Raw genomic sequence first — 25,637 nt, forward strand, 5'->3', positions numbered from 1 at the left:
CAGGGATCACCAGCGCTGCGGCACGGACGGCGCGGCGAAAGGGGAACGGGGGGCACGTACCGGCAGCGGCTGGATGGAGAGCGGCGCCTTGCCGCCCTGGGTCATCAGCGACACGCGCATGAACAGGATCGCCCGGCTGTCGCTGCTGTAAGCCCCGTAGACCGGCAACTGGAAGGTCAGCGGGAAGTCGGTGTAGTCGACGTACGACTGCCGCTGCACGGCGATGTGGGTACGCATCAGGCGCAGCAGCGCCCAGGGACCGGTGTATTCCCAGCCGGCCTCGCGGTCGGCGACCGCCAGGCTCGGCTGCAGCGGATCGTTCACCGGCCGCTGCGAGCCGTTCTTCGCCCAGCGCAGCACCAGGCGGACCGGTTCGCCCTGGGTCCAGCGCAGGCGCTGCGGATCGTCGCCCGGATAGGCGATCTCCTGGCGGCCCGCCTGCAGCAGCCAGGCGATCACCTGGTCGGCGCCGCGCTCGTCCGCGCGGTCGGTGCGCCAGCGCACCTCCGCGTCGAGCCCCTGCAGACCGTTCTTGTCGCGCAGCAGCAACGCTCCCAGCCAACCGGAGGCCTGCTTCAGACGCAGCAGAAAGTCCTGCGCGGCCTGCCGGTCGGACCGGCGGGCGAGTTGCAGGCCCGCCTCGGCCTGGGGCAGGTGCTCGTCGATCAGCCGCAGCAGGTGGCGAACCCGTTCGGGATCGACATCGACGGCACGGATATCGTGGGAGAACGGGAAGCGCTCGGCCAGATACTGGTTGAAATAGTCGGCCAGGCGGCTCCAGGCGGTGGCCGCGCGCTGTTGCTGGAGGAGGTCGCAGCGCTGCCGCGCCTCCTCCCAGAGGAACTGCCCGCGCCGCGACAGGTCATCCTGTCCCTGCGCCAGATAGGCGGCCTGGAGGATGCCCGGGCAGGTTCCGCCGTCCATCTCGACGAAGTCGCGGGCGACCAGTTGCTGGAACAGCGCCGGCGCGCTGGCCGGGTTCTGCGCCTTGTGCTTGAGCATCTCCTCGCCCAGCGCGGTCAGCCGCAGGACCTTGTCGTAGTCGGCCAGCGACAGGTGCGAGCGCTGCATCCGCAGCCATTCCAGCGCCCGGGCGCTGGCCTGGGTGGCTTCCAGCATGACCGCGAACTGCTGGGCCAGCCCCTGCTTGAGGTCCTGCAGATCCTGGGCGCGGAACATCTGCAGGCCCGGTCCCTTGCCGCCATCCCACAGAGCGAAGTCGTAGCCCTGGTGGAACATGGGCAGCGCCTCGACCTCCGCCAGCGCTTCTTGCACGTCGCCCAGGGCCCGGCGGTTGAGGTTTTCCAGCAAAGCCTGGGCCAGATCGCCACTGTTCAGCTCGGCGAAAGCCTCCTGCAGTTGCAGGGCCTTGTCCGCCGGCACGTCGAAGGAACGCTCGCTGCCCAGGCGCGGCACGCCCCCCTTCGACTCCAGGCTGCTCCACATGGCCAGCGAAGCCGCGCGTGCGGCCGCTCCGAGCAGGGCCGCACGGTACGGCGGCGGTATCTGCGCCAGCTCCTGGTCGGCATAACCCTTGTAGCCGGCGTAGTAGCCCAGCGCGGTGTCGAGCGCGCGGGCATCGATGGCCAGGGGCTGGGCGCGGGACTCATCCTCGCCCTCGCCCTCGCCCTCGCGGCGCAAGGCGATGGCGGCGAAATCGTGCCGTAGCAGGCTTTCGATGGACTTATCCAGCCCGGCGACCTGCTCCTGCAGTTCCAGACTGCCGCCGCCCAGCAGCACCAGCAGGTTGTCGCGCGAGCCCGCCTGGGCGATCCACTGGTCGCGGAAGCTCTTCTGCAGGCGCGAGGCCTCCTGCTCGACGGCCTGTACCACCGCCGGCCCGAGCAGGGTGGTCTGGCGCGCGCCATCGAGCATCGCCTCGTAGCCCGGCACCCGGTCCCGCCCGTTGCCGCGCGCCCAGGCCGCGTTGATCAGGGCGACGAGATCCCGCAGGTTGTCGATCAGCCCGCCGACCTCCTCGAGTTCGCGCAGGGAGTTGCCGTAGCCGGCCTGCAGCTTCTGGAGGTGAATCTTCAGGTAGCCGGCCGGCCGGACGAAGTGTTCGGCCAGGAAATACTGGGTCAGCCACTGCCGCATCAGGTTCTGGAAACGTTCGGCGATCTTCCGGTTCGCGTGCAGGTCCAGCGCCTGCATCGCCGGCGCGGGCGCCGTGCGCAGGAGCCTGTTGTAGAAGGCCTCGTGGCGCAGCGGCCCGGCGCCCGGCTGCAGGCCAAGCGCATCGCGGCCCATGGCGGCGAGGGTTTCCAGGGGCGCCAGGGGCCTGCCCAGGGCCTGGGCGAGCCAGCGGTTCTGCTGTTCGAGGCGCGTGACCCGCTCGACCAGGCCCTTGGCCAGGACATAGTTCTGCCACTGCTCGGGGCTGTCGCCCTCGGGGCTGGAATGCCGCCCGGCACCGTGCATCGCACCCAGTGCATCCAGATCGGCCGCCAACTGGTCGCGCAGCGGCTGGAACAGCCGCTCCCGCGCAGCGCCCGCCAGGCTTGCCTCCAGCCGACGGTCCAGCGGCGAGAGCCAGGAGGTCGGAAAGGCCGGAGACGCGAAACGCCAGCGCGGCGCGCGTTCCAGCAGGGTCCAGAAGGCCTGGGCGTTCTGCCGGCTCAGCTCCCGGTGGCGGGCGTCGTCGTCGAGCGCCACGTAGCGGTTGCGGGTTTCCTGCAGCAGCCTGGCCAGATCCTCGGCCTCGCGGCTTGACTCGTACCAGACCCACAGCATCGCTCCGCTCCAGAACAGGCCGAACACCAGGGCGGCGGCACCGGCGACCTGCTGCCAGCGCTGGCGCAGGCGGAGGATGCGCGGCACCGCCCGGGCCAGCCCCTGCTCGGCGAGGATGCGGCGCTGCCAGAGCTGACGGGAGAACAGGCCACGCAGCGGCGGCACGTCGAGGCCCGACAGGTCCTGGCCCGGTTCGCCGCCCGCTGCCGCCCGGCCGGCGACGAAGTACAGGCCGCGCAAGCGCGGCGCCTCGCCCAGGGCGTTGCCCTGGAACACCGGGTCGAGCAGCGCGTGCAGGCCGCCGCGCATGTCCTCGAAGCGCTGCGGCAGGCAATACAGGGCCTCGCCGAGCCGTCCCGACAGCGCGCCGAGCTCGACGATCGCCTCGGACAGCGCGCGCCCCAGCCGATCGAGAGCCAGATCGCTCCAGTGCGACTGCCAGGCGGCCTCCGGCGCGAAAGGCGAGGACCAGCCGAGCGGTGTCTCGCGCGCCTCCTCGGGCAGCGCCGCGATCAGTTCCTGGAAGCCGGGCACTTCCTCCATGCCGGTCACCAGCACATAGACCGGCAGGCTGAGTCCCAGGCGCTGCAGCAGCTCGATGAAAGCACGGCGCGCGGCGATTCCGCGGGCCACGGCCTGCTCGCCATCCAGCAGGACGGCGACCGGCACGACCCAGACCAGCGCATCCAGGGGGCGGCTGGAGCGCAGGCGCAGCAGCAGGCCGAGCACCCGCCACCAGGCGGCGGAGCGGCCCGGCCGGCCTTCCTCCGGCATGCACAGGGCATCCGGCACGACCAACAGCGCGCCATCCGGGTCGCTCCACCAGCAACCGAACCAGGCGGGCTTGCCGGCCGCCTTCAACTGCCAGTCCAGGCATAGCTGCGCGCAGCGTTCCTCGTCGCCGATCATCAGCAGCCAGGGCGTCTGGTAGCGATCGTTCACCGCCCGGTCGTGCTCCATCTGGCGAACCGCGGCATAGAAGCCGCGCACCGCCGAGCCCGCCTGGCTGCGCAGCCAGGCGAGCAACAGCGCGGCCGCCAGCAACAGCAGGAGCGCGACAATCACGGCCACGTCGATTTCCGGCAGGCTCATGGCACCCGCTCCGCCGTCAGCGCCACCTCGACGGACAGCACTGGCTCCAGCGAACCGGCGATGTCGCGCCAGAACAGATGGCCGAGCAGCGTCAGCAGTACCGCCATGCCCAGGATCGCCAGGCCGAGGCGCAGGCCGTCGGGCAGCGAACGGCGGACCGGCAGGCGCACGGGCGCCACGGCCGCCGGGCGGCCGAGCAGTTCGACCGCATCGCTCATGGCGGGCTCGCGCAGCCAGGCGAAGTCGAACAGCGCATGCCGCCATTTCTCGTGCAGGGCCTGGCCGCGTGGGCTGCGCAGATGGCCCTGGAAGCCGAGGATCAGGCATTGCAGGTAGACGTTGGCAAGGTCCCGGGTGGCCGGCGCGCGCTCGGCGAGGACCTTCCTGATCGCCAGCGGGATGCGCTCGCCGGCCTTGCGGCTACCGTACAGACGCAGCTCCAGCGGCTTCTCCTGCCAGGCCGCCTGGCCCGGCCAGGGAGCGAACAGCAGCGTCTCGTCGATCAGGGCGACGAAAGCGTAGACCATCTCCTTCACCTGATGCGGCGCGTCGCCGGCGCCGGCGAAGGCCGTGCGCCAGAGCCGGCGGGCGATGCGCCCGGCCTGTTCGGCGAAGCGCGCGACCAGTTCGGCCTCGCCGGCCTCCTCGCCCTCCAGCTCGCGCCGGACGGCCAGCCATTCGCGCCAGGCCTGGCCAAAGGCGGAACTCAGGGGCGCCTCGCCGGGACCCGGCGCATAGGGGTCGATCTCCTGCTCGAGCATGTCGGCTCCTCGCTGCGCTAGCGGTCGCCGGCGTCGGCGAACAGCACGATCTGCCAGGGCTGGCCGCCGGCCGCGCCGCCGCAGGGCACGATGCGCAGCGCCTGGCTCGGATCGAACCACTCGCCGGCCGCCTTGAGCACGAAGATCCGCGTGTCCTCGCCGACCCCGTAGGCGACCTGTTCCTGCCGGGGCATGGGATGCCAGGAAAGCCCGCCCATGCGCTGGCGAACCAGAGTCGCGACATGCGCCTCGGAAGCGACGATGGCTTGCGCCAGCCAGTCCCGGGCCGCCTGCTCGCCGGTCCCGGCCGGCATGCGCAGGCCGATCGCCAGGCGCTGGCCGGGCCGCTCCCGATCCGGCAGGAGGATATGGAAGCCATGCCGGTCCTGCTCGAACGGCAGGCTCCGGTAGCCCGCGCGGATCCGCGCCAGCGTCGCCGCCAGCCAGCCGAGCACCTCGTCGTAGCCGCGCAGCAGGTCCTCGAACTCCAGGGGACGGAACGCCGGGACGCCGGCCAACGGATCGAGCGCGCACCAGGCGCCGGCCATGCCGGCCAGCAGCCGGTGCAGGGTCGCCGGATCGGTGCCGCGTCCGTTCAAGGCCGCCTCCACCTCGGGCAGTCGCGCCCACAGGGCCGCCAGTTGCAGGCGAAGCTCGGCGGCGTCTTCGGCGTTGCCGGCCTGCCGGGCCTGGCGCAGCCGCCCGGCGAGGAACAGGCACTTCTCCCGGGCGCGGGCGCACAGGGCCCGCACCTTTTCGCCCAGCGGCGACTCCGGGAGGATGCGCGGCATCGGGGCGACATAGGGCAAACGAACATAGCCGCCGCCCTCCCGCCCCACTCGCAGCAGGGGAATGCACACCGAGTCGGCCCGTCCTTCGGCGGTGACCAGGCGCGGATTCGGCCGCCAGACGACGATCGGCTCGGGATGCTCGCCGCTGGCCAGATCGGGCAGCGCGTCACCGACCACCGAGCGCAGGCGTCCGTTCAGCGGCAGCAACTGGCCGGCCCGTCCCAGCGGCGTCACGGCGAGGTAGACGGTCACGCCGGCGGCCGAGTCGGCGAACGCCTCGGCCAGATCCAGTTCCAGCGGCGCACCGCCGTCGGCGCTCAGGCCGACCGGCAGGCCGTCCGGCAGGGTGGCTTCGAGGGCGGTCACCCGCACCCGACCGGCACAGAGGGCGGCAGGATCGACCTCCAGCGTCTCGACGCCCCAGAACCAGGGATTGCAGACCCTGGCCAGGTGTCCCGCCAGGGCTTCCGCGCGCAAGCCCTGGAGCTGGAAATGCTGGGGCAGCAACTGCATGCCCTCGTGCCAGCAGACCGCCTCGGGTAGAACACTCATACGAATCCCTTTCGATTTCACGGCGCGCGGGACGCCCCGCCGCCACTACCAATGAAACCAACGCAATCCATAGCGACGTTCGTTCTTGCCGAACAGCCGCATGTCCCGGCTTTCGAAACGCAACTGCACGACACTCATCTCGTCCAGGCGCAGACGGTGCACGCCCGGCGCGTTGTAGCTGGCGAAGACCAGAAGTCCGGCGGCGGGAGTCCCGGACAGGGGGAAACGCTCGAACTCCAGGAACTGGCCGGGCACCAGTTCGAGTCCCCATACCGAAAAGGCCTGGCGGTAATCGAGGCGGAGCTGGTCGCGCTCGGCGAACCACTGCCTGGCGGACATGCCGGAAAACAGCTTCAGCAACTCGGGTTCCCGGACGGCGACGAAGTCCACCGCGATCGGCGTGTCGTCGTTGGCCCGTGGCGCCACGTCCAGGGTCAGGGCCTTCAGGCCGACTCCGGGCTCGAACAGGCTGCAGGCGCCGAGCGCCAGGACGGCGAAAGAACCGAGAACAATACTTCCGAAGAAAAACCTTCCCTGCTTCATAAAGGTCTAATCAAGTTTCGCTTGCATTCCCTTATAAACCCGTTTTAACTTTTTTGATAGCTCGTTGCCATCACAACGGGTTCGACCGGACCGCCGCCGACTCGCATGGGGTGGTCCCCGCAAGGGAGTGCGATGGCCGGCGAAACCGATGCATTGCGCTCGAAACATCGCATCGGAGTCAGCCGTCATGGCCGAGAGTACGCAGCACAAGCTCGACAGGATTCGTCCGCCCCGCGTGCAGATCACGTACGACGTGGAAACCGGGAACGCCATCGAGAAAAAGGAACTCCCGCTGGTGGTCGGCATCCTCGCCGACCTCTCCGGCAAGCCGGAAAAGCCTCTGCCCAAGCTGATGGAACGGCGCTTCGTCGAGATCAATCGCGACAACTTCAACGACGTCCTCGCCTCCATCGCTCCCCGCGCCGCCCTGCAGGTCGACAACACCCTGAGCCAGGACGGCAGCAAGCTGAACATCGAACTGCATTTCGACCACATCGACGACTTCGATCCGGTCAACATCGTCCGGCAGGTGACCCCGCTGCGCCGGCTGTTCGAGGCGCGCCAGCGCCTGCGCGACCTGCTCACCAAGCTCGACGGCAACGACGACCTGGACAAGCTGCTGCAGGACGTCGTGGCCAACACCGAAGGGCTGCAGGAGATCAGGTCGGCCCGTCCGCAGGCCGAGAACCCGGCGGGCGCGCCCGGCGCCGAGCCGGCCGCCGACGAACCGGCAGCGGAACCGCAAGCCTGATCGACCACCACTCATTTCACGGAGGATTCGCCATGGCCCAGCCGTCCGCCGGCGAGACCCAAGCCAGCGAGAACATCACCCTGTCCCTGCTCGACCGCATCATCGCCGAGGGCCGCATGGCCCACGACGACAGCCAGCAGGACTACGCCCGCGACATGCTCGCGGAGTTCGCCACCCAGGTCCTCGACGAAGGCATGGCCATCGACAAGGACACCGTGTCGATGATCAACGACCGCATCGCCCAGATCGATGCGCTGATCGGCGCCCAGCTCGACGAAATCCTCCACCATCCCGAGTTGCAGAAGCTGGAAGCCTCCTGGCGCGGCCTGCACATGCTGGTGAAGAACACCGAGACCGGCGCGCGTCTGAAGCTGCGCCTGCTCAACGTGACCCAGAAGGAACTGCTGATCGATCTGGAGAAGGCCGTCGAGTTCGACCAGAGCGCGCTGTTCAAGAAGATCTACGAGGAAGAGTACGGCACCTTCGGCGGGCATCCGTTCAGCCTGCTGGTCGGCGACTACAGCTTCGGCCGCCATCCGCAGGACATCGGCCTGCTGGAAAAGCTCTCCAACGTCGCCGCCGCCGCCCATGCGCCCTTCATCGCCGCGGCCAGCCCGCGCCTGTTCGACATGGGCAGTTTCACCGAACTGGCGGTGCCGCGCGATCTGGCGAAGATCTTCGAGAGCCAGGAACTGATCAAGTGGCGCGCCTTCCGCGAGAGCGAGGATTCGCGCTACGTCTCCCTGGTGCTGCCGCACGTCCTCCTGCGCCTGCCCTACGGACCGGACACCTGCCCGGTGGAAGGCATGGACTACGTCGAGGATGTCAACGGCCGCGACCACGCCAGGTACCTCTGGGGCAATGCCGCCTGGGCCCTGACCCAGCGCATCACCGAGGCCTTCGCCCGCTATGGCTGGTGCGCGGCGATTCGCGGCGTGGAAGGCGGCGGCGCGGTCGAGGGCCTGCCGGCGCACAGCTTCCGCACCAGCTCCGGCGACCTGTCGCTGAAATGCCCGACCGAGGTGGCGATCACCGACCGTCGCGAAAAGGAACTCGACGCACTCGGCTTCATCGCCCTCTGCCACAAGAAGAACAGCGACCTGGCGGTGTTCTTCGGCAGCCAGACGACCAACAGGCCCAGGGTCTACAACACCAACGAGGCCAACGCCAACGCCCGTATCTCGGCGATGCTGCCCTATGTCCTGGCCGCCTCGCGCTTCGCCCACTATCTCAAGGTGATCATGCGCGACAAGGTCGGCAGCTTCATGACCCGCGACAACGTGCAGACCTACCTGAACAATTGGATCGCCGACTACGTGCTGATCAACGACAACGCCCCGCAGGAGATCAAGGCGCAGTATCCGCTGCGCGAAGCGCGGGTGGACGTTTCGGAAGTCGTCGGCAAACCGGGCGTCTATCGCGCCACGGTGTTCCTCCGCCCGCACTTCCAACTGGAAGAGCTGACCGCCTCGATCCGCCTGGTCGCCACGCTGCCGCCGCCGGCCGCGGCCTGACCCGCGCGCCCGCCGGTCCGCCCGGCGGGCGGCTCCCCCCTTATCCCGATACGGCATAGATTCAGGAGTTCCATCCGATGGATGCGATCATTCTCGACCTCGGCGACGACATCAAAGGCGACAGCCAGATCGAAGGCTACACCGACAAGATCGAGCTGATGTCCTACAGCCACAACGTGGCCATGCAAGTCACCAACGACATCAGCAACTCGGAGCGTACCTCCGGCAAGCCGCACATCGGCGAATTCACCGTCACCAAGTTCGTCGATACCTCGACTCCCTCGCTCAACGAATACTGCTGCGCCGGCAAGGCCATCCCCGAGGTGAAGATCACCGTCGGCCGCAACGCCGCCGAGAGCGACGGCAAGATCCTGCCCTTCATCGTCTACACCCTGAACAACGTGGTGCTCTCCAACGTCAGCGTCAGCGGCGGGGCGGGCGGCAAGCCGGTCGAGACGCTGTCGCTCAACTTCACCAAGATCAAGTGGGAGCTGACCGCGCAGAAGAACGATGGCAGCAAGGAAGGCACGGCCGCCTCGACCTGGGACCTGGCCGCCAACAAGGTCGTCAAGTAACGGACCCGGCCGGCCATGGGCGCCTCCGGCACGGGCATCCGGCCGCCGCTGTTCGAGCGGCTGGCCGCCACGGCGGAAGACCGCGGCAGCGCGGATTTCGACCGGCAAGCGCTGGCCGACTCGGTGCGCGGCGAGCTGCTGCGGCTACTCAACACCCGCCGCGGCTCGCGGCCGCTCACCACCCCGGCGAGCGTGCTCGACTACGGCATCGCCGACTGGAGCGCGCTGCAGGCCGAACGCAGCGCCGACCGCCGGCAGTTGAGCCGGGAAATCCGCGACGCCATCCTGCGGTTCGAACCGCGCCTGCAACCGGGCGAAATCGAGCTGCTGTCCATCGAGGGCCAGCGCCAGCGACTGCGCGTGCGCCTGAACGGCGTCCTGCGCGGCGGGGAGCGGTGCTGGCCGGTGTCGTTCCTGATCGAGGACGGCGCGGACGGTTTCGAGGTGCGCCATGAGCGACTCGATTGACGAGGTCCTGCTCGACTACTACCAGCGCGAACTGACCTGGCTGCGGCATGCCGGCGCCATTTTCGCCGAGCGCTATCCCAAGGTCGCCCGACGCCTGGAGCTGTCTCCCGGCGAGTGCCCGGACCCCCATGTGGAACGCCTGCTGGAAGGCTTCTCCCTGCTCGCCGCGCGCCTGCAGCGGCGCCTCGACGACGACTACGCCGAGTTCAGCGACGCCCTGCTGGAACAGTTGTATCCGCTGGCCCTGCGCCCTTTGCCCTCCTGCGCCATCGTCCAGTTCGAGCCGGACCCGACCAAGGGCAATCTCGCCGAGGGTTATCGCTTGCCGCGCGATACCCCGCTGTTCGTCACCGGCGCCGACGGCGCCAGCGTGCACTTCCGCACCAGCGCCGAGGTCGAGCTGTGGCCGCTGCAGATCGTCGAGGCGACCCTCCTCGCCGGCGACGAAGCCTGCGCCCTGACCGGCGTGGCGCCGGCCCGTTCGGCCCTGCGCCTGAGCCTGCGCTGCCTGGGCGGGTGCCGCTGGCCGGAGCTGCCCGTGCGTCGCCTGCGCCTGCATCTGGCTGCGTCACCGATGGTCAACGCCAGCCTCCACGACCTGCTGGGCGCCCATGCCCTGCAGATGCTCGCCGGAGTGCCGGGCAGCCTGCCGCAGGCTTTGCCCGGGTTGCCGCAGGCGGTCGGCTTTTCCGCCGCCGAAGCCTTGCTGCCGGACGAGGACGGACTGCACCCCGGTCTGCGTCTTCTGGCCGAATACTTCGCCTTCCCGGACAAGTTCGCCTTCTTCGACCTGCCCGTGCAGGCGCCGTCCGGCGCGAGCGAAGAACTCCAGTTGTACATCGTCTTCGACCGCGCCCCGGCCGGCCGGCTACATCTGCAGGCGGCCGACTTCGCTCTCGGCTGCGCGCCGCTGGTCAACCTGTTCCCGCGCACCTCGGAGCCGCTGCGCCCGGACGGCACCCGCAGCGAATACCGGCTGGTCGCCGACAGCCACCGGGAAAACAGCATGGAGATCCACAGCATCCGCGCGCTGCGCGCCTGCTCGGCAGAGGGCGTGCGCCAGGTGCCGGCCTACCATGGCTGCCAGCACGCCCTCGGCGAGAGCCGCCTCTACTGGCACGCCCGCCGCGTCGACGGGCTGACGCCGAACCGCCTGGGCAGCGACCTGCTGCTGAGCCTGGTCGACACCCGTTTCGACCCGCAGCGCGAGGCGCCCGACTACAGCTTGACCGCCGAGCTGCTGTGCACCAGCCGACACCTCGCCGAGGCTCTGGGCGCCGGTACCCGGCTGGATTTCGAGCGCCCCGGCCCGGTGGCCCGCGCCCGCCTGCGCAATCCGCCGACGCCGCAAAGCCTGCCGCGCCTGCGCGGCGAATCGCGCTGGCGGCTGGTCTCGCAACTGAGCCTCAACCACCTGTCGCTGGTGGAGGGAGAACGGGCCCTGGACGCACTCAAGGAAATGCTCCAGTTGCACAACCTGCGCGACGAGCCCGGCGCGCGCCGGCAGATCGACGGCCTGGTTCGCCTCGACTGCGAACGCATCGTCGCCCAAGTCGGCGAGGACGCCTGGCGCGGCTGGCGCAACGGCCTGGGCGTGCGCCTGCATCTCGACCCGCAGCATTTCGTCGGCAGCAGCGCCGTGCTGTTCTCCGCCGTCCTCGCGCAGTTCTTCTCGCTCTACGCCAGCGCCAATCGCTTCGTGCGCACCACGCTGGTCCTGGCCGACAAGGAGATCAAGACGTGGCAGCCACAGGCCGGAATGCCGCTCGTCCTCTGAGCGAGCGCCTGCGCCGCGAGCCGCAGGCCTTCGAGCTGCTGCAGGCACTGCTGCTGCTCGAACGCGAACAGCCGCGGGCGACGCCGCTCGGCAGCGGCACGGCGCCGCGCGCCGAGGCGCTGCGTCTGCGCGGGCCGCTGACGCCGCTGTTCGCCGCCAGCCAGGTGCAGAGTCTGGAGAACGACCGACAGGACGCACGACCGGTACTGAGCACTCCGGTGTTCGGCCTCGGCGGTCCCGACGGCCCACTGCCCTACGCCTACCAGGAATGGCTGCAGCAACGGGCGCGGCAGAAGGACCACGGCCCCGGCGAATTTCTCGACCTGTTCCAGCACCGCCTGCTCAGCCTGCTGTACCGCAGCCTGCGCAAGCACCGTGTCGCCCTGGGCTTCGAGGCGCCGCAGAACAGCCCGGTACACGATCAGTTGCGCGCCCTGACCGGCTTGCTGCCCAAGGGCCTGCGCGAGCGCCAGAGCCTGCCGGACGCGGCGATCCTCGCCCGCGGCGCGCTGTTCGCCGACGGCCGCCGCTCGCTGGCCGGCTTCGCCGCCGTCGTCCGCCAGCATTTCCGCCTGCCGGTGCGGGCCGAGCCCTACCAGGGCGCCTGGCGCCCCATCCCGCCGGCCGCTCGCAGCATCCTCGGTCGCGGTCGCCGCAACCTGAGCCTGGGTCGCGACGCCGTGGCCGGTACCCGGATCTGGGACGAGCACGCCGGCATCCGCCTGACCCTCGGCCCTCTGGAGCCGGCGCGGGCCGAGGCGTTCCTGCCGGACGGCGACGCCCACCGGCAACTCGCCTGCCTGGCCGCCCTCCACTTCGGCCCGGACCTGGACTGCGCGCTGCGCCTGCTGGTCAGTGGCGCCCGGCCGCTGTTGCTCGATCGCCGGGCGCCGCCGCGGCTGAACTGGAACGGCGGTCTGCGCCGCCAGCCCTGCGCGGCCATCCGCCACTTCGATACCCGACTGCGCCTGCCGGAGATGAGTTGAACATGGAACTGGGCACCCTGATCGGACGCCTCGACAGCGACTGCCGCCGCGCCCTGGAACGCGCCGCCCAGCGCTGCCTGCAACGCACCCACCATTACGTCGAGATCGAGCACCTCCTGCTGGAGTTGCTGGACATCGAGGGTGGCGACCTGGCCCGCGTGCTGCCGCGCTTCGGCCTGGAACGCGATACCGTGGCCGGCGAGATCAACCGCGCCCTGGAGCTGTTCAAGGCCGGCAGCACCCGCACCCCGGCGCTCTCGCCGAACCTCATCGGCCTCCTGGAAGACGCCGTGGTCCACGCCAGCCTGCAGAACCAGCCGAGCATCCGCTCCGGCCTGCTGCTGCTCGCCTTGCTCGACCGCGAGGAACGCCGCAGCCTGCTGCTGAACAGCGCCTCCTCGCTGCTGCGCATCCCGCGCGAGGCCCTGCGCAACCAGCTCGCCGAGTGCTCGCGCGAGCGACCGGCCCGCCCGTCGCAGGACAAGACCGATGCGTCGGCTGAGGACGGCTTCCTCGCCCAGTACACCCAGGATCTGACCGCCGACGCCCGCGCCGGACGCATCGACCCCATCGTCGGCCGCGACGGGGAAATCCGCCAGAGCATCGATATCCTGCTGCGCCGCCGGCAGAACAACCCGATCCTGGTCGGCGCCCCCGGCGTCGGCAAGACCGCGGTGGTCGAGGGCCTGGCCCTGCGCATCGCCGCCGGCGACGTGCCGCCGCCCTTGCAGAACGTCGAGGTGCGCGTCCTCGATCTCGGCCTGCTGCAGGCCGGCGCAGGGGTCAAGGGCGAATTCGAGCAGCGCCTGAAGGGCGTGATCGACGGTGTGCGCAACGCCGAGCGGCCGGTGATCCTGTTCATCGACGAAGCCCACACCCTGATCGGCGCCGGCGGCGCCGAGGGCGGCAGCGATGCCGCCAACCTGCTCAAGCCGGCCCTGGCGCGCGGCGAGCTGCGCACCCTCGCCGCCACCACTTGGCTGGAATACAAGAAGTACTTCGAGAAGGACCCGGCCCTGGCCCGGCGCTTCCAGTTGGTCCAGGTCGAGGAACCGGACGAGGCCACCGCGGTGGAGATGCTGCGCGGCGTCGCCGCCAAGCTGGAACAGCACCATGGCGTGCTGGTGCTGGACGCGGCCATCCAGGACGCGGTGAAACTGTCGCACCGCTACATCTCCGGCCGCCAGTTGCCGGACAAGGCGATCAGCGTGCTGGACACCGCCTGCGCCCGCGTAGCCCTCGGCCAGCACGACGTGCCGCCACCCCTGGAGAGCCTGCGCCATCGCCAGCAGGCGCTGAAGGAAGAACTCGACCGCCTGCGCCGCGAACAGACCACCGGCCTCGACCACCGCGAACGCATCACCGCCCTGGAGCACGAAGCAGCCGGCAATACCGTGGCGATCCGCGAACTGGAAGGCCGCTGGCAGGAAGAGCGCGAAGCCGTGCGCGCCCTGCTGGAGGCGCGCCGGGAACTGCTCGCCCTGAGCGACAATGCGGATGCCAGCAACTCCGACGAGGAACTGGACGGACGCATCGACCACCTGGCCGCCGAACTGCTGCGCCTGGAGGCCGGCCTGGAAGCCATCCGCCAGGACGACCCGCTGGTCCCGGAGCAGGTGGACTCCAAGGCCGTGGCCGCGGTGATCGCCAGCTGGACCGGCATCCCGGTCGGCAAGATGCTCGCCGACGAGGTCCACGCCGTGCGCACCCTCGGCCAGCGCCTGGCGCAGCGGGTGATGGGCCAGGACGCGGCGCTGGCCACCATCGCCCAGCGTATCCAGGCCTATCGCGCCGGCCTCACCGACCCGCAGAAGCCGGTCGGCGTGTTCCTGCTGCTCGGCCCCACCGGCGTCGGCAAGACCGAAACCGCCTACGCCCTGGCCGACGCCCTGTACGGCGGCGAACGCAACCTGATCGCCATCAACCTCTCCGAATACCAGGAAGCCCACACCGTCAGCCAGCTCAAGGGCGCCCCGCCCGGCTACGTCGGCTACGGCAGCGGCGGCGTACTCACCGAAGCCGTGCGCCGCCGCCCCTACTCGGTGGTGCTGCTCGACGAGATCGAAAAGGCCCACCCGGACGTGCTGGAGGCCTTCTACAACGTGTTCGACAAGGGCGTGATGGAGGACGGCACCGGCCTGGTGGTGGACTTCAAGAACACCGTGATTCTCGCCACCAGCAACGTCGGCGCCGAACTCATCCTCGACACCCCGGCCGACCAGGTCGGCGGCGACGCCTTCAACGAACGCCTGCGCAGCGTCTTGCTGCAGGCCTTCCGCCCGGCCTTCCTCGCGCGCATGACCGTGGTGCCCTACCGGCCGCTGGACACGGTGACCCTGGAAAGCATCGTGGAGGCGAAACTGGAAAAACTGCGCGAGCGCTACAAGACCGCGACCGGAAAACCGTTGGAACTCGACGAGGACATCGTCGAGACGGTCCTGGGCCGCTGCGCTTCGACGGGGGTGCGGGATATCGAGAACCTGTTGATGGGGGAAGTGGTGGGAAAGTTGGCGGAGTGGGTGTTGAAATGACCCATACATTCTACTACTACGAGAGAGTTCGGATATGAGTTCTTGGGTATCAGTTCTGGTACAGGCTGCATCTTCAGACAGCGGATGGTCAGGCTTCGGAGGGCATGCCTTGATCGCGATAAAATGTGGCGACACTTACGAAGTATTTCACTTGGTTGGCGCAAGAAACTCCAGCAGTGGTACAGGTCATGCCATATATAACAGCCACACATCAATTGAACGCTACAGATGCGAACCAAACGGCAAAGCAGTTTCCTGTGGCGGACGCTCCGGAAGAAATATAGATCACGCAAAATCCTTCAAGGAGGTCATCCCACACGACACAAGCAAATGGTACTCGACCCATCTGAACAACAAATTGAACATAAGAGAAACACCACGCCTTAGCATCAGCAAAAAGATTGCAAAAAAAATAATCGACCATTGCATAACACTCAGCAGGTCGGCCGATGTAAGCCAGACTGTAGGTACGTTCTCACTTATTGGCGGACAACTGAATATGGGGACGAACTGCATTTCCTGGGCATATTCGGTACTTAAAAAGCACGGCGTAACTTTCGACTGGCGACTTTATGCTATGTCCTTCGTATCACCACGCAAAGCTATCGAGAGTGGAGGCGGACTTCAATATGCATAATCAAAGCAATATAAACCAACAGAAAGCCACTCGATACTGCAACAAGAAAGAAGTCACTAAAGAAAGGACGGCGTGATCCCCCATCGATCGCTATTGAGATTTCGAATGCCCCGTCCCACCGACATTACTACCAGCCTTTCTCTGACCACTTCGGCCCTGGCGAATCTGTTTCCGGAGCAGCTCTCCGGCGAGGAGCGGCTGAACGGCCTCGGTAGCCTGCAGTTGCACAGCTATAGCGCCGCCGCACCGACGCTGGACAGCGTGGTGGCTACGCACCTGACCGCGACGCTGCACAACGATGCCGACTTGCGCCCGCTGGACGCGCTAATCGCGGAAGTCCGCCAATTGCCCGGCGACGCGAGCGCCGACCGTTACCAAGTACTCCTGCGCCCTTGGCTCTGGTGGCTGACCCTGGCCAGCAACAACCGGGTGTTCCAGAACAAGACCACGGGCGAGATCGTCACCGGCATCTTCGATGGCCATGGCTTCGGCGATTACCGGTTGAAGCTCTCCGGCAGCTACACGCCGCGCGAGTACTGCGTGCAGTACAGCGAGACGGATTTCGCCTTCGTCTCGCGGCTGCTGGAGGAGGAAGGCATCTTCTGGTTCTTCACCCATGAAGAGGGCAGGCACACCCTGGTGCTGGCCGACGGCAACGATGCCTTCCCAGCGATCCCCAACGGGCCGAAAGTACCCTATCTGAGCCAGGAAATCGGCGTGCGCGAGCTGCACGGCGTGCGTTCGGCGCAGTACTGCATCCAGGCGGTGGCCGGGGCCTACAGTGCGACCGACTACGAATTCACCACGCCCACTACCTCGCTCTACAGCCGGGCCGAGGCGCTGGCCGGGTCATTTTCCAGCTACGAGCATCCCGGCGGCTACATCGCCAAGGCGCGCGGCGACGCGCTGACCAAGCAGCGGGTGGACGGCCTGCGCAGCCAGGAAAAGCGCCTGATCGGCGAGAGCGACTGCCGCTGGCTGGTGCCGGGGCACTGGTTCACCCTCACCGGACACGACGACGCCAACCTGAACATCGACTGGGTGGTGACCTCGGTGACCCACGAGGCCAGCCACGAGCACTACCGCAACCGCTTCGAGGCGATCCCGAAGGCCACCAACTACCGTCCCCCGCGCGCGACGCCCAAGCCACGCATGCACACCCAGACGGCCAGGGTGGTCGGCAAGGCCGGCGAGGAGATCTGGACCGACCAGTACGGCCGGATCAAGATCCAGTTCCCCTGGGACCGCGAGGGGCGGAACGACGAGACCAGTTCCTGCTGGGTGCGCGTGGTATTGCCCTGGAGCGGCAAGAACTTCGGCATGCAGTTCGTTCCGCGCATCGGCCAGGAGGTGATCGTCACCTTCATCGACGGCGATCCGGACCGGCCGCTGGTCACCGGCTGCGTCTACAACGGCGACAACGCCCTGCCCTACGCGCTGCCGGCCAACCAGACGCAATCGGGCATCAAGACCAATTCGTCCAAGGGCGGCGGCGGTTTCAACGAGCTGCGCTTCGAGGACAAGAAGGATGCCGAGGAGGTCTTCCTGCAGGCGCAGAAGGACCTGAAGATCAACGTGCTCAACGACAGCACGGCCAGCGTCGGCCACGACGAGACGCTGACGGTGCAGAACGCCCGCACCCGCACGGTGAAGGACGGCGACGAGACCGTCACCCTGGAAAAGGGCAACCGTAGCGTCACCCTGCAGACCGGCAGCGATACCCTGGACGTCAGGGACAGCCGTACGGTGAAGGTCGGCAGCGACCAGACCCACAGCACCGGCGGCGACTACAGCCACACGGTGACCGGCGACTACAGCCTGACGGTGAACGGCAATCTGACCATCAAGGTGAGCGGCACCCTGACCCTGCAGAGCAGCGGCGACTTCACCGCCAGGAGCGACCTGTCGCTGACCCAGCAGGCCGGTACCTCGATCAGCCAGAAGGCCGGCACCTCCTTCGCCAACCAGGCCGGTACCTCGCTGGACAACAAGGCCGGCACCACCCTGGTCAACGACGCCGGCATCAGCCTGACCAACAAGGCCGGCGCCGAGCAGACGGTGGATGGCGGCGGCCTGCTGACCCTCAAGGGCGGCCTGGTCAAGATCAACTGAGGAGCATTCCATGGCGCCATCCGGCAAGCTCGACCTCACCCGCGGCGACAGCCGTCTCGCCGGCAGCCTTCTCGACGGCCGTCTCGATGGCCCACTGCGGATCGAAGCGGCCGGTCGGCCGCAGGCCAGCCTGGGCTACCGCCAGGGCGAATTGCAGGGCCCGCTGGTAGTCTTCCACCCCAACGGCAAGCCCGCCGCGCAGATGCCCTACCTGCAGGGCAGGCTGCACGGCATCGCCACCTTCCATGCGCCGGAAGGCTGGCTGCAGCGCAAGGCCGGCTACCGCCACGGGCTGCTGCACGGCGAGGCGATCAATTACTTCGCCGACGGCAGCCCGGCGGAAATCGAACACTACCGGGACGGCGTGCGCGAAGGGCCGCACCGACGCTTCCACGCCAACGGCCGGCTGGCGCTGAGCGCCCGCTATCGGCAGGGACAGCTTCTGGAACCGGCGCGGCTATACGCGACGGACGGCCGCCCGCTGGACGAGCAGGGCAAGCCGCTCTCGCGCCTGCGCTGGTGGTGGCGGCGCTGGACGGAGCCCGTCGAGGGCTAGGGAATCAGCATCTGCACCTGGCCCGGCGCGACGATCTTGATCACCCCGCCCCAGGTGCACATCAGCGTGCCATTGGCATCCAGCGCCGGGACGTTGCCCAGCAGCACGGTGGCTGGCCCGCCCGGAATCCAGGGGCTGGCCGTGGCCGGCACGCAGGGCATCGGCGTCAGGGCACCGAGCGCCGCCGCGGTGGCCGCCGCCACCGTGGGATTGGCCATGCTCTGGCACAGGCCGAAGGGCAGGATGTTGACCAGCGGAATATGGTCGGAAAGATTCGCCGCCGGCAGGTTGTTGGTCAGCGTGCGATTGACCGGCAGCACGTTCAGCATCGACGGCGCTACGCCGAAACTGCACCTGAGGGTCGCGGTGCTGCAGACCTGCGGGCAGGACATCGGGCTTTCTCCTGGCGATTCGCAGTTCCCGGAACTCTACCACCGCGCGCACCCGTACCGCCCCTGCCGCGCAGCGTGCAGAGCGCGACGTCCGGGGTTGCCGACAGGCGCCGGTGGGGACCGGGATCGGGAAGAAGGATTGGCGGCAGGGAGCGGCGTGGTGAGCGCCGCCCCCCGAGACACCTAGTGCTGGTGCCCCTCCCCGCCGCAGGAATGCTCCTCGTGGGGCTTGCCGGGCAACAGCTCATTGGCCAGCCAGGCCTTGACCGCCAGCTCCGGGTCGCTCTCGCCGGTGGTGAGCAGGCTCACTCCGCGCTCGGCGAGGCGGCGGACGACGCCCTCGCCGGCGGTCGCGGCGATGGCCACGTCCACGGCATGCAGCGGATGCCGCTCGGGATAATCGGTGACATGCCAGTGGTGCAGGACGGCCTTCTCCGCCAGCTCGATGGCATAGATGCCCACCGGGGCCTGCCCGGGCCAGACGTCGAACACCTCCCAGCGCTGGGCACGTCCGGCATGGTCGGCCACACGGCCCTGGCGATCGACCGCCACGGCGATCAGCAGACGTTCTTCGCTCATGCCCTGGCCGCCTCGTCCTCGTCGTCGGACACGGAGAAGCGCACGCGCTCCTCGGCGGAAACGCCGACCAGCTTGGCCAGCCACGGCGGAGGAGAACCGGCCATGACCGTCTGCAGCTCGGCGATGGCCTCCTGCGCCGCGCAACCCTTGGGCTTCTTCAGCGGATGGATGCCGGCCCGCACCACCTTGGCCGCCGCCGGTCCGCCGATGGACACCACGTAAAGCACCTGGCAGTCCTGGATCTGCTCCACACGCCAGGCGTTCTTGTCCTCGGCCAGCGCCACGTCCAGGGTCGAGCGGATGTCGACCAGCGAGGCGTCCTTGGCACTCACCTGGTAAACGAGAAAGCGCAGGCAGGAGCCGAAGTGTCCATCCAGTTGCTCGCCGTTGTTGGAAGCGATGGCCACGCGGATCGAGCCTTCCGGCACGCGCTCCAGCTTCACCGGCTGGGGCAGGCTGTCGACCTCGGCCTCGCCCCAGAGGATGCGCACCGCATCCTTGAGCGCCGACATCGGAGTGTCGAGCATGTCGACATCCTCTTCGGAACCGGCCAGGCCGATCTTCAGGTCGGTGACGCTCACACCCTGCAGGCTCTCCTCGGTCAGCGGACCTTCGATCCGCTGATGCAGGATTTCCAGCAACTGGCCGACCGTGGTACCGGGCAAAGCCCTGGCAGCCAGGGCGATGCGCAGAGCGGTTTCGCGACTCATGTTCACGGGGGTTACCATAAGCGGCCTCCTGGGCGACTGAACTCAATCGTCATCATCGTCGTCGTCATCATCGACCCGCGTGACGCGCTGGTAGATCTCGATGCGGTCGCCATCCTTGAGCGGACTGTCCAACTTGACGAACTTGCCGAACACGCCGACCTTCTGCTTCTTCAGGTCGATGTCCGGACAGCAGCGCAGTACGCCGGACTGCTGGATCGCCTGCTCCACGCTGCAGCCGTCCTCCACCTTGCAACTGAGCTGGAGGGGCTTGGCCGGATCGGCGTATACCACGGAAACTCTCATTTCGCTATCACTCCTCGCCGATCACTGCAGAACCACCAGCTCGCCATGGGTCTGCTGGCGACGCTCGGCACGCTTGCGATCGATCACCCGCTTGGCGGCCAGCAGGAAGCCCAGGACGATGAAGGCGCCCGGCGGCAGGATGGCCAGCAGGATGCCCTGGAAGTCGGGGATCACGGTGATCTCCATCCACTTGAAGTGCGAGCCGAGCAGCGAGGACGCCTGGGAGAACAGGGTGCCGCTGCCGAGGATCTCGCGGATGCCGCCGATCACCACCAGTACGGCGGTGAAGCCGGCGCCCATGCCGGCGCCGTCTAGGATCGAGGGGATCACCGGGTTCCTCAGGCAGAAGGACTCGGCACGGCCGAGCACCGCGCAGTTGGTCACGATCAGCGCGATGAACAGGCCGAGCACCTTGTACAGCTCGTGCATCCAGGCGTTCATCGCCATGTCGGTCAGGGTCACCACGCCGGCGATCACGCCGATCATCACCGGGTTGCGCACCTCGGGAGAAATGGTATGGCGCATCGACGAGATGAGCGCGTTGGTCATGACCAGCACCAGGGTGGTGGCCAGGCCCATGCCCAGGCCGTTGGTGGCGGTGGTGGTCACCGCCAGGGTCGGGCAGAGCGCGAGCATCTGCACCAGGGCGACGTTGTATTGCCACAGGGCCGAGGTGAAGTACTGCCACGGCACCTTCTTTTCGGGCTCGGGAACGCTGGGTGCTCCGCAATGACTCATGATTGTGCTCCTCTTACTCGGCTTTCAGCTGCTCGGCGTGCCGGGCCTGGAACTGCAGGCCCTGCAGCACGGTCTTGACCACGGCGCGCGGGGTGATGGTGGCGCCGGCGAACTGGTCGAACTGGCCGCCGTCCTTCTTCACCTTCCACTTGTCCAGCGCGGTGTTTTCCAGCGACAGACCGTCGAAGACCTTGATCCAGTCGCTGCGCGAGGCCTCGATCTTGTCGGCCAGGCCGGGGGTTTCCTTGTGGGTCAGCACCCGCACGCCGAGGATCTTGCCCTGGGCGTCGACGGACATCATCTGCTCGATGGGACCGCCGTAACCGATGTTGCGGCCCTGGAAGACCACCGCGGTGAGCTTGCCCTGCAGGCGCGCCGGAAGCACCTCGACCTCGCCGAGCTCGGCGTCCTGCACCTTGAAGCTGTCGGCCAGCGGATTGTTGTCGTACAGCGACTGCGGCAGCACCTCGCGCAGCGTGGCCAGACGATCCTGCATCTGCTGCTCGGCGATGGTGCCATGGGTCATGATGTTGCCGGTCAGCAGGAGCAGGGCCACCACGGCGCAGACCAGGCCCAGCGACAGGCCCTGGTAGGCCACCATCGGCCGCCACTTCTCCAGGCGCGCGAGGAGCGTGGGCTTGCCCGCGGCCGCCTCGGCGGGCGCGGCGTTCTCCTCGGCCGGAGTCATCGTCGTATCGTTCATACCTTGTCCACCTCTTTAACCTGGCTGGTCCACTTGGCCGCGACCAGCGGCTTGCCCCGGACGTTGCGGCCGTAGGCGCGCGGCCGCCAGTAACGGTCGATCAACGGGGTCAGTGCGTTCATGAAGAGCACCGCGAAGGCGGCCGCCTCGGGGAAGCTGCCCCAGGTGCGGATCACGTAGATCAGCACGCCGCAGCCCACACCGAAGATCAGCCGGCCGACGCGGCTGATCGGCGAGGTCACCGGATCGGTGGCGATGAAGAAGGCGCACAGTATCAGGCCGCCGGAGGTCAGCTGATAGAGCCCGCCCGCATAGCGCTCCGGGTTGATCAGATACGCGAGGGTCGCCATCACGAACACGCTCGCCAGAATCGCGACCGGGATTTCCCAGTGGATGATGCGACGCAGCACCAGCCACACGCCGCCGACCAGCAACAGCAGTTCCGAGGTTTCGCCGAGGCTGCCGGGCGTGCTGCCGAACAGCGCCGAGATCGTGCTGAAGCCGCCCTCCAGAATCTCCTGGGCGGTGCGGTTGAGGGTCAGCTCGGTCTTCAGGTTGCCCAGCGCGGTGGCGCCGGTCATGCCATCGGCCAGCGGCGCACCGGCGAAGGTGATCGCCAGGCTGTCGAAAAAGCCCGGGGCCGAGGACGAGAACAGCGGATGCGGCAGCGCCCAGGTGGTCATCTGCAGCGGGAAAGCGATCAGCAGGGCGACGCGCGCCAGCATGGCCGGGTTGAAGGGGTTCTGGCCGATGCCGCCGTACAGTTGCTTGCCGATGCCGATGGCGAACAGGCTGCCGCCGACGCCGATCCACCAGGGCGCCCACGGCGGCAGGGAGATCGCCAGCAGCCAGCCGGTGAGCAGGGCCGAACCATCGAGCAGGCGGCGCATGGGCTGCCCCAGCAGGCGCAGGCAGGCCGCCTCGATGGCCAGGGCGCTGACGCAGGTGACCAGCCACAGGTTGATCGCCGGCCAGCCGAACATTACCAGGCCGAACAGGGTGGCCGGAGTGAGTGCCAGACACACGTCCAGCATGATGCGGTTGACCGAGGAGCGGTCGTGGGCGAACGGCCCCGCCGCGACGCTGATGGTGCTCATGACTCTACCTCATTGCTCGGCTTGGCGGCCTTGGTCTTCGCTGCCTTGGCGGCCTTGGCCGCCTCCTTGGCCGCCTTGGCGGCTGCCTTGGCGGCCTCTTCTTCCGCCAGACGCGCGGCACGGACCTCGGTCTGGCGCTTGATGTAGTCGCTCTTGCGGGCGGCGCTGCGGCGCTCGTCCTGCTGACCCTTGGCGTACTGGAAGTAGTGCACCAGCGGAATGTGCGAGGGACAGACATAGGAGCAGCAGCCGCAGAGGATGCAGTCGCGCAGGCCGTATTCGCTGGCGCCGTCGTAGTCGTCGGCGCGGGCGTACAGGGCCATGTCCAGCGGGGTCAGGCCCATCGGGCAGGCATCCACGCAGCTCGCGCAGCGAATGCAGGGCGCCGGGTCCTTGTTCGGCAGTTCGTGCCGGGCCAGCGCCAGCAGGCCGGTGGCGCCCTTGATCACCGGCACCTCGGTGGAGGGCAGCACCGCGCCCATCATCGGCCCGCCGAGCAGCAGTTGCTGGGGATCGCCGCTCAGACCGCCGCAGGCGTCGATGAGCGCCTGCACCGGGGTGCCGATCAGCACGTCGAGGTTCTGCGGGGTCTTCACGCAGGCGCCGGACACCGTGACCACCCGCGAGATCAGCGGCCGGCCGAAGCGCAGGGCCTGCTGGATGGCGTACACGGTGCCGGCGTTGTGCACCAGCACGCCGACATCGGTGCTGCGACCGCCGGCCGGTACCTCGCGGCCGGTGACCGCCTGGATCAGTTGCTTGGCCGAACCCATGGGATAGAGCGCCGGCACCGCCATCACTTCGATGGCGCCGAAGTGCTCGGCGGCGGCGCGCATGGCGGCCAGGGCCTCGGGCTTGTTGTCCTCGATGGCGATGACCACGCTGTAGGCACGCAGGATGTGCTGGATCAGCCGGGCGCCGTCGACGATGGCCTCGGCGCGCTCGCGCATGATGCGGTCGTCGCAGGTCAGGTAGGGCTCGCACTCGCTGCCGTTGACCAGCACGGTCTTGATCTCGTGGCGGGTGCCCTGCTTGAGCTTGACCGCCGCCGGGAAGATCGCCCCGCCGAGGCCGACGATGCCGGCCTTGGCGACGCGGTCGGCGAGCACCAGCGGGTCCTCGGCGAACGGATCGGTGGACACATCCAGATCGATCCAACGGTCCTCGCCGTCGCTCTCCAGGACGATGCCGGTGGTGGTCAGACCCGACGGATGCGGCGCCGGGACCGGTCCGATGGCGACGATGCGCCCCGAAGTGGGAGCGTGCACCGGCGCGGAAACCTCCGTCGGCGGGAAGGCCAGCAACTGACCCTTGAGCACCTTGTCGCCGACCGCGACCATCGGCAGGGCTTCAGCCCCGGCGTGCTGGCGCAGCGGCAGATAGAGACGCGGGGGCAGCGGCAGGCTGCCGATCGGCAGCGCGGCCGAGAGATCCTTGTGGGCGGCCGGATGGACGCCGCCACGGATACTGGAAAGATTGAAGTACATGCGAAGGCTCCGTAATCGGCTCAGGCGGCAGCGGGCTTGTCCCAGCGCCAGGTGTCCAGGGTCTGCTCCTGCGGGATCAGAAGGACGCAGTCTTCCGGACAGGCGTCGCGGCACTTGCCGCAACCGGTGCAGGCATCCTCCAGCACCACGTGGACCTGCCCGCTGGCGCCGACGATGGCGTCGGTGGGGCAGGCACGGTAGCAGCGGGTGCAGCCGATGCACTGCGAGGCCTCCACCCGCGCCAGCATGGGCGCGGCCACCTGGCTGGCATCCAGGGGCACGCCGAGGATCGCGGCGAGCTTCTCGGCCAGGCCCACGCCGCCGGGCGGGCAGCAAGTGACCGAAGCATTGCCTTCGACGATCGCCACGGCGGCGGCACCGCAGCCGGGAAAGCCGCACTGTCCGCACTGGCTGCCCGGCATCAGATCGCTGACTTCCTTGATCAGGGGATTTTCGTCGGTCACCGCGAACTTGCGTGCCGCCAGACCGAGGCCGCAGCCCAGGAGCACACCCATCACGGTCAGAGCCAGAGTTGCCTCTATCATAATTTGTCCTCCTCTCGTCGCCGGTCGTGCCGGCCGTCCAGTGTCAGAATCAGATCAGGCCGCCGAAGCCCATGAAGGCCAGCGCCAGCAGGCCGGCGGTGACGAAGGCGATCGGCGGGCCGGAAAAGGCGGCCGGCACATTGGCCAGGGCCAGACGCTCGCGCAGACCGGCGAAGATGATCATGATCAGCGAGAAGCCCAGGCCCGAGCCCAGGCCGAACAGCACGGCCATGGTCAGGTCGTGGCCTTCGCGCACGCTGAGCAGCGGTACGCCGAGCACCGCGCAGTTGGTGGTGATCAGCGGCAGGTAGATGCCCAGCGAGCGGTACAGCGACGGGCTGGCCTTGCGGATGATCATCTCGATCAACTGCACCATGCCGGCGATGACCACGATGTAGGCGAGGATGCGGATGAAGCCGATGCCCAGCGGCAGCAGCACGTAGTGCTCGAGCAGCCAGCTGCTGGCGCCACCGAGTCCCATGACCAGGGTGGTGGCCACGGCCAGGCCGATCGAAGGATCGAGCTTGCTCGACACGCCCATGAACGGACACAGGCCAAGAAAGCCCACCAGCACCACGTTGTGAACCAACACGGTGCCCAATAGAAACAGAACGTACTCCATAAGCGACCTCACCTGCTCGGCTAAACTTTGTCGATGCGCCTTTGTCGGGCGCAGTCTTTATGCCGGAAGTTGTGCATCAAGC

At 68.2% G+C, this 25,637-nt stretch carries 24 protein-coding genes; 10 read left to right on the top strand and 14 right to left on the bottom strand.

The genetic code is table 11. The annotated features are described in order from the left end of the window. Positions 1 to 6 precede the first annotated feature (6 nt). From AVCA_RS23185 to AVCA_RS23200, 4 genes are read right to left on the bottom strand one after another with little or no spacing between them, the layout of a single operon-like run. Complete coding sequence (locus AVCA_RS23185) at positions 7 to 3,825, bottom strand: type VI secretion protein IcmF/TssM N-terminal domain-containing protein (protein ID WP_012703516.1); 3,819 nt, start codon at positions 3,823 to 3,825, stop codon at positions 7 to 9. Continuing rightward, the gene (locus AVCA_RS23190; protein ID WP_012703517.1) at positions 3,822 to 4,586 is read right to left on the bottom strand and encodes a DotU family type IV/VI secretion system protein; all 765 of its coding nucleotides are present in this window, start codon (positions 4,584 to 4,586) and stop codon (positions 3,822 to 3,824) included. The genes AVCA_RS23185 and AVCA_RS23190 overlap by 4 nt, the downstream gene beginning before the upstream one ends. A gap of 17 nt (positions 4,587 to 4,603) precedes the next feature. After that, the gene (gene tssK / locus AVCA_RS23195) at positions 4,604 to 5,929 is read right to left on the bottom strand and encodes a type VI secretion system baseplate subunit TssK (protein WP_012703518.1); all 1,326 of its coding nucleotides are present in this window, start codon (positions 5,927 to 5,929) and stop codon (positions 4,604 to 4,606) included. A 45-nt stretch (positions 5,930 to 5,974) separates the two neighbouring features. Continuing rightward, positions 5,975 to 6,472: a hypothetical protein gene (locus AVCA_RS23200; protein WP_012703519.1), complete on the bottom strand. Its 498-nt coding sequence runs from the start codon at positions 6,470 to 6,472 to the stop codon at positions 5,975 to 5,977. Between the two features lie 187 nt (positions 6,473 to 6,659). Here AVCA_RS23200 and tssB point away from each other — a divergent pair, with 187 nt between their 5' ends. The 10 genes from tssB to AVCA_RS23250 all read left to right on the top strand — a co-directional run bounded on the left by tssB (position 6,660) and on the right by AVCA_RS23250 (position 18,379). Beyond that, positions 6,660 to 7,223 (top strand): type VI secretion system contractile sheath small subunit, encoded by a 564-nt coding sequence (tssB, locus tag AVCA_RS23205; protein ID WP_012703520.1) that lies wholly within the window; start codon positions 6,660 to 6,662, stop codon positions 7,221 to 7,223. A 32-nt stretch (positions 7,224 to 7,255) separates the two neighbouring features. Further along, a complete protein-coding gene (gene tssC / locus AVCA_RS23210) occupies positions 7,256 to 8,737 on the top strand; it encodes a type VI secretion system contractile sheath large subunit (protein ID WP_012703521.1) in 1,482 nt (493 codons plus the stop codon). 77 nt (positions 8,738 to 8,814) lie between these two features. After that, complete coding sequence (locus AVCA_RS23215) at positions 8,815 to 9,312, top strand: Hcp family type VI secretion system effector (protein WP_012703522.1); 498 nt, start codon at positions 8,815 to 8,817, stop codon at positions 9,310 to 9,312. Positions 9,313 to 9,327: 15 nt separating this feature from the next. Next, the gene (tssE, locus tag AVCA_RS23220; protein WP_012703523.1) at positions 9,328 to 9,780 is read left to right on the top strand and encodes a type VI secretion system baseplate subunit TssE; all 453 of its coding nucleotides are present in this window, start codon (positions 9,328 to 9,330) and stop codon (positions 9,778 to 9,780) included. Beyond that, positions 9,764 to 11,557: a type VI secretion system baseplate subunit TssF gene (tssF, locus tag AVCA_RS23225; RefSeq protein ID WP_012703524.1), complete on the top strand. Its 1,794-nt coding sequence runs from the start codon at positions 9,764 to 9,766 to the stop codon at positions 11,555 to 11,557. The genes tssE and tssF overlap by 17 nt, the downstream gene beginning before the upstream one ends. Then, the gene (gene tssG / locus AVCA_RS23230) at positions 11,521 to 12,543 is read left to right on the top strand and encodes a type VI secretion system baseplate subunit TssG (protein WP_012703525.1); all 1,023 of its coding nucleotides are present in this window, start codon (positions 11,521 to 11,523) and stop codon (positions 12,541 to 12,543) included. Before tssF ends, tssG begins: the two co-directional genes overlap by 37 nt. Before the next feature lie 2 nt (positions 12,544 to 12,545). Continuing rightward, on the top strand, positions 12,546 to 15,074 hold the full coding sequence (tssH, locus tag AVCA_RS23235) for a type VI secretion system ATPase TssH (protein ID WP_012703526.1): 2,529 nt from the start codon (positions 12,546 to 12,548) through the stop codon (positions 15,072 to 15,074). A gap of 34 nt (positions 15,075 to 15,108) precedes the next feature. Next, positions 15,109 to 15,711 carry a hypothetical protein gene (locus AVCA_RS26255; protein ID WP_139239916.1) on the top strand — a complete coding sequence of 201 codons (603 nt, stop codon included), beginning with the start codon at positions 15,109 to 15,111 and terminating at the stop codon, positions 15,709 to 15,711. Between the two features lie 105 nt (positions 15,712 to 15,816). Continuing rightward, positions 15,817 to 17,823: a type VI secretion system Vgr family protein gene (locus AVCA_RS23245; protein WP_012703527.1), complete on the top strand. Its 2,007-nt coding sequence runs from the start codon at positions 15,817 to 15,819 to the stop codon at positions 17,821 to 17,823. Between the two features lie 10 nt (positions 17,824 to 17,833). Then, a complete protein-coding gene (locus AVCA_RS23250; RefSeq protein ID WP_012703528.1) occupies positions 17,834 to 18,379 on the top strand; it encodes a toxin-antitoxin system YwqK family antitoxin in 546 nt (181 codons plus the stop codon). Here the strand turns inward: AVCA_RS23250 and AVCA_RS23255 are convergent. From AVCA_RS23255 to rsxA, 10 genes are all read right to left on the bottom strand, one after another. Further along, positions 18,376 to 18,771, bottom strand: coding sequence for a DUF4280 domain-containing protein (locus tag AVCA_RS23255; protein WP_041807466.1), 396 nt, complete (start codon positions 18,769 to 18,771; stop codon positions 18,376 to 18,378). The genes AVCA_RS23250 and AVCA_RS23255 overlap by 4 nt on opposite strands. 183 nt (positions 18,772 to 18,954) lie before the next feature. Then, the gene (locus AVCA_RS23260) at positions 18,955 to 19,350 is read right to left on the bottom strand and encodes a NifB/NifX family molybdenum-iron cluster-binding protein (RefSeq protein WP_012703530.1); all 396 of its coding nucleotides are present in this window, start codon (positions 19,348 to 19,350) and stop codon (positions 18,955 to 18,957) included. Continuing rightward, positions 19,347 to 20,078 (bottom strand): nitrogen fixation protein NifX, encoded by a 732-nt coding sequence (nifX, locus tag AVCA_RS23265; protein WP_012703531.1) that lies wholly within the window; start codon positions 20,076 to 20,078, stop codon positions 19,347 to 19,349. The genes AVCA_RS23260 and nifX overlap by 4 nt, the downstream gene beginning before the upstream one ends. Positions 20,079 to 20,102: 24 nt before the next feature. Then, positions 20,103 to 20,363 carry an RnfH family protein gene (locus tag AVCA_RS23270; protein ID WP_012703532.1) on the bottom strand — a complete coding sequence of 87 codons (261 nt, stop codon included), beginning with the start codon at positions 20,361 to 20,363 and terminating at the stop codon, positions 20,103 to 20,105. Between the two features lie 21 nt (positions 20,364 to 20,384). Next, positions 20,385 to 21,101 (bottom strand): electron transport complex subunit E, encoded by a 717-nt coding sequence (locus AVCA_RS23275; RefSeq protein WP_012703533.1) that lies wholly within the window; start codon positions 21,099 to 21,101, stop codon positions 20,385 to 20,387. Positions 21,102 to 21,114: 13 nt separating this feature from the next. Next, positions 21,115 to 21,804 carry an electron transport complex subunit RsxG gene (rsxG, locus tag AVCA_RS23280; RefSeq protein ID WP_012703534.1) on the bottom strand — a complete coding sequence of 230 codons (690 nt, stop codon included), beginning with the start codon at positions 21,802 to 21,804 and terminating at the stop codon, positions 21,115 to 21,117. After that, entirely contained in the window at positions 21,801 to 22,901 is a 1,101-nt protein-coding gene (locus AVCA_RS23285) for an RnfABCDGE type electron transport complex subunit D (protein WP_012703535.1), read from the bottom strand. Before AVCA_RS23285 ends, rsxG begins: the two co-directional genes overlap by 4 nt. Then, positions 22,898 to 24,388 carry an electron transport complex subunit RsxC gene (gene rsxC / locus AVCA_RS23290; RefSeq protein ID WP_012703536.1) on the bottom strand — a complete coding sequence of 497 codons (1,491 nt, stop codon included), beginning with the start codon at positions 24,386 to 24,388 and terminating at the stop codon, positions 22,898 to 22,900. The genes AVCA_RS23285 and rsxC overlap by 4 nt, the downstream gene beginning before the upstream one ends. 20 nt (positions 24,389 to 24,408) lie before the next feature. Beyond that, positions 24,409 to 24,933: an RnfABCDGE type electron transport complex subunit B gene (locus AVCA_RS23295; RefSeq protein WP_012703537.1), complete on the bottom strand. Its 525-nt coding sequence runs from the start codon at positions 24,931 to 24,933 to the stop codon at positions 24,409 to 24,411. 49 nt (positions 24,934 to 24,982) lie between these two features. Further along, the gene (gene rsxA / locus AVCA_RS23300; protein ID WP_012703538.1) at positions 24,983 to 25,555 is read right to left on the bottom strand and encodes an electron transport complex subunit RsxA; all 573 of its coding nucleotides are present in this window, start codon (positions 25,553 to 25,555) and stop codon (positions 24,983 to 24,985) included. Between the last annotated feature and the right edge of the window lie 82 nt (positions 25,556 to 25,637).

Origin of the sequence: Azotobacter vinelandii CA (assembly GCF_000380335.1) — a bacterium.
Taxonomy (GTDB): domain Bacteria; phylum Pseudomonadota; class Gammaproteobacteria; order Pseudomonadales; family Pseudomonadaceae; genus Azotobacter; species Azotobacter vinelandii.

Excerpts from the sequence above, each read along its gene's own strand:
- AVCA_RS23185 (WP_012703516.1), bottom strand. The coding sequence starts at position 3,825 with ATGAGCCTGCCGGAAATCGACGTGGCCGTGATTGTCGCGCTCCTGCTG.
- AVCA_RS23190 (WP_012703517.1), bottom strand. The coding sequence starts at position 4,586 with ATGCTCGAGCAGGAGATCGACCCCTATGCGCCGGGTCCCGGCGAGGCG.
- tssK (WP_012703518.1), bottom strand. The coding sequence starts at position 5,929 with ATGAGTGTTCTACCCGAGGCGGTCTGCTGGCACGAGGGCATGCAGTTG.
- AVCA_RS23200 (WP_012703519.1), bottom strand. The coding sequence starts at position 6,472 with ATGAAGCAGGGAAGGTTTTTCTTCGGAAGTATTGTTCTCGGTTCTTTC.
- tssB (WP_012703520.1), top strand. The coding sequence starts at position 6,660 with ATGGCCGAGAGTACGCAGCACAAGCTCGACAGGATTCGTCCGCCCCGC.
- tssC (WP_012703521.1), top strand. The coding sequence starts at position 7,256 with ATGGCCCAGCCGTCCGCCGGCGAGACCCAAGCCAGCGAGAACATCACC.
- AVCA_RS23215 (WP_012703522.1), top strand. The coding sequence starts at position 8,815 with ATGGATGCGATCATTCTCGACCTCGGCGACGACATCAAAGGCGACAGC.
- tssE (WP_012703523.1), top strand. The coding sequence starts at position 9,328 with ATGGGCGCCTCCGGCACGGGCATCCGGCCGCCGCTGTTCGAGCGGCTG.
- tssF (WP_012703524.1), top strand. The coding sequence starts at position 9,764 with ATGAGCGACTCGATTGACGAGGTCCTGCTCGACTACTACCAGCGCGAA.
- tssH (WP_012703526.1), top strand. The coding sequence starts at position 12,546 with ATGGAACTGGGCACCCTGATCGGACGCCTCGACAGCGACTGCCGCCGC.
- AVCA_RS26255 (WP_139239916.1), top strand. The coding sequence starts at position 15,109 with ATGAGTTCTTGGGTATCAGTTCTGGTACAGGCTGCATCTTCAGACAGC.
- AVCA_RS23245 (WP_012703527.1), top strand. The coding sequence starts at position 15,817 with ATGCCCCGTCCCACCGACATTACTACCAGCCTTTCTCTGACCACTTCG.
- AVCA_RS23250 (WP_012703528.1), top strand. The coding sequence starts at position 17,834 with ATGGCGCCATCCGGCAAGCTCGACCTCACCCGCGGCGACAGCCGTCTC.
- AVCA_RS23255 (WP_041807466.1), bottom strand. The coding sequence starts at position 18,771 with ATGTCCTGCCCGCAGGTCTGCAGCACCGCGACCCTCAGGTGCAGTTTC.
- AVCA_RS23260 (WP_012703530.1), bottom strand. The coding sequence starts at position 19,350 with ATGAGCGAAGAACGTCTGCTGATCGCCGTGGCGGTCGATCGCCAGGGC.
- nifX (WP_012703531.1), bottom strand. The coding sequence starts at position 20,078 with ATGGTAACCCCCGTGAACATGAGTCGCGAAACCGCTCTGCGCATCGCC.
- AVCA_RS23270 (WP_012703532.1), bottom strand. The coding sequence starts at position 20,363 with ATGAGAGTTTCCGTGGTATACGCCGATCCGGCCAAGCCCCTCCAGCTC.
- AVCA_RS23275 (WP_012703533.1), bottom strand. The coding sequence starts at position 21,101 with ATGAGTCATTGCGGAGCACCCAGCGTTCCCGAGCCCGAAAAGAAGGTG.
- rsxG (WP_012703534.1), bottom strand. The coding sequence starts at position 21,804 with ATGAACGATACGACGATGACTCCGGCCGAGGAGAACGCCGCGCCCGCC.
- AVCA_RS23285 (WP_012703535.1), bottom strand. The coding sequence starts at position 22,901 with ATGAGCACCATCAGCGTCGCGGCGGGGCCGTTCGCCCACGACCGCTCC.
- rsxC (WP_012703536.1), bottom strand. The coding sequence starts at position 24,388 with ATGTACTTCAATCTTTCCAGTATCCGTGGCGGCGTCCATCCGGCCGCC.
- AVCA_RS23295 (WP_012703537.1), bottom strand. The coding sequence starts at position 24,933 with ATGATAGAGGCAACTCTGGCTCTGACCGTGATGGGTGTGCTCCTGGGC.
- rsxA (WP_012703538.1), bottom strand. The coding sequence starts at position 25,555 with ATGGAGTACGTTCTGTTTCTATTGGGCACCGTGTTGGTTCACAACGTG.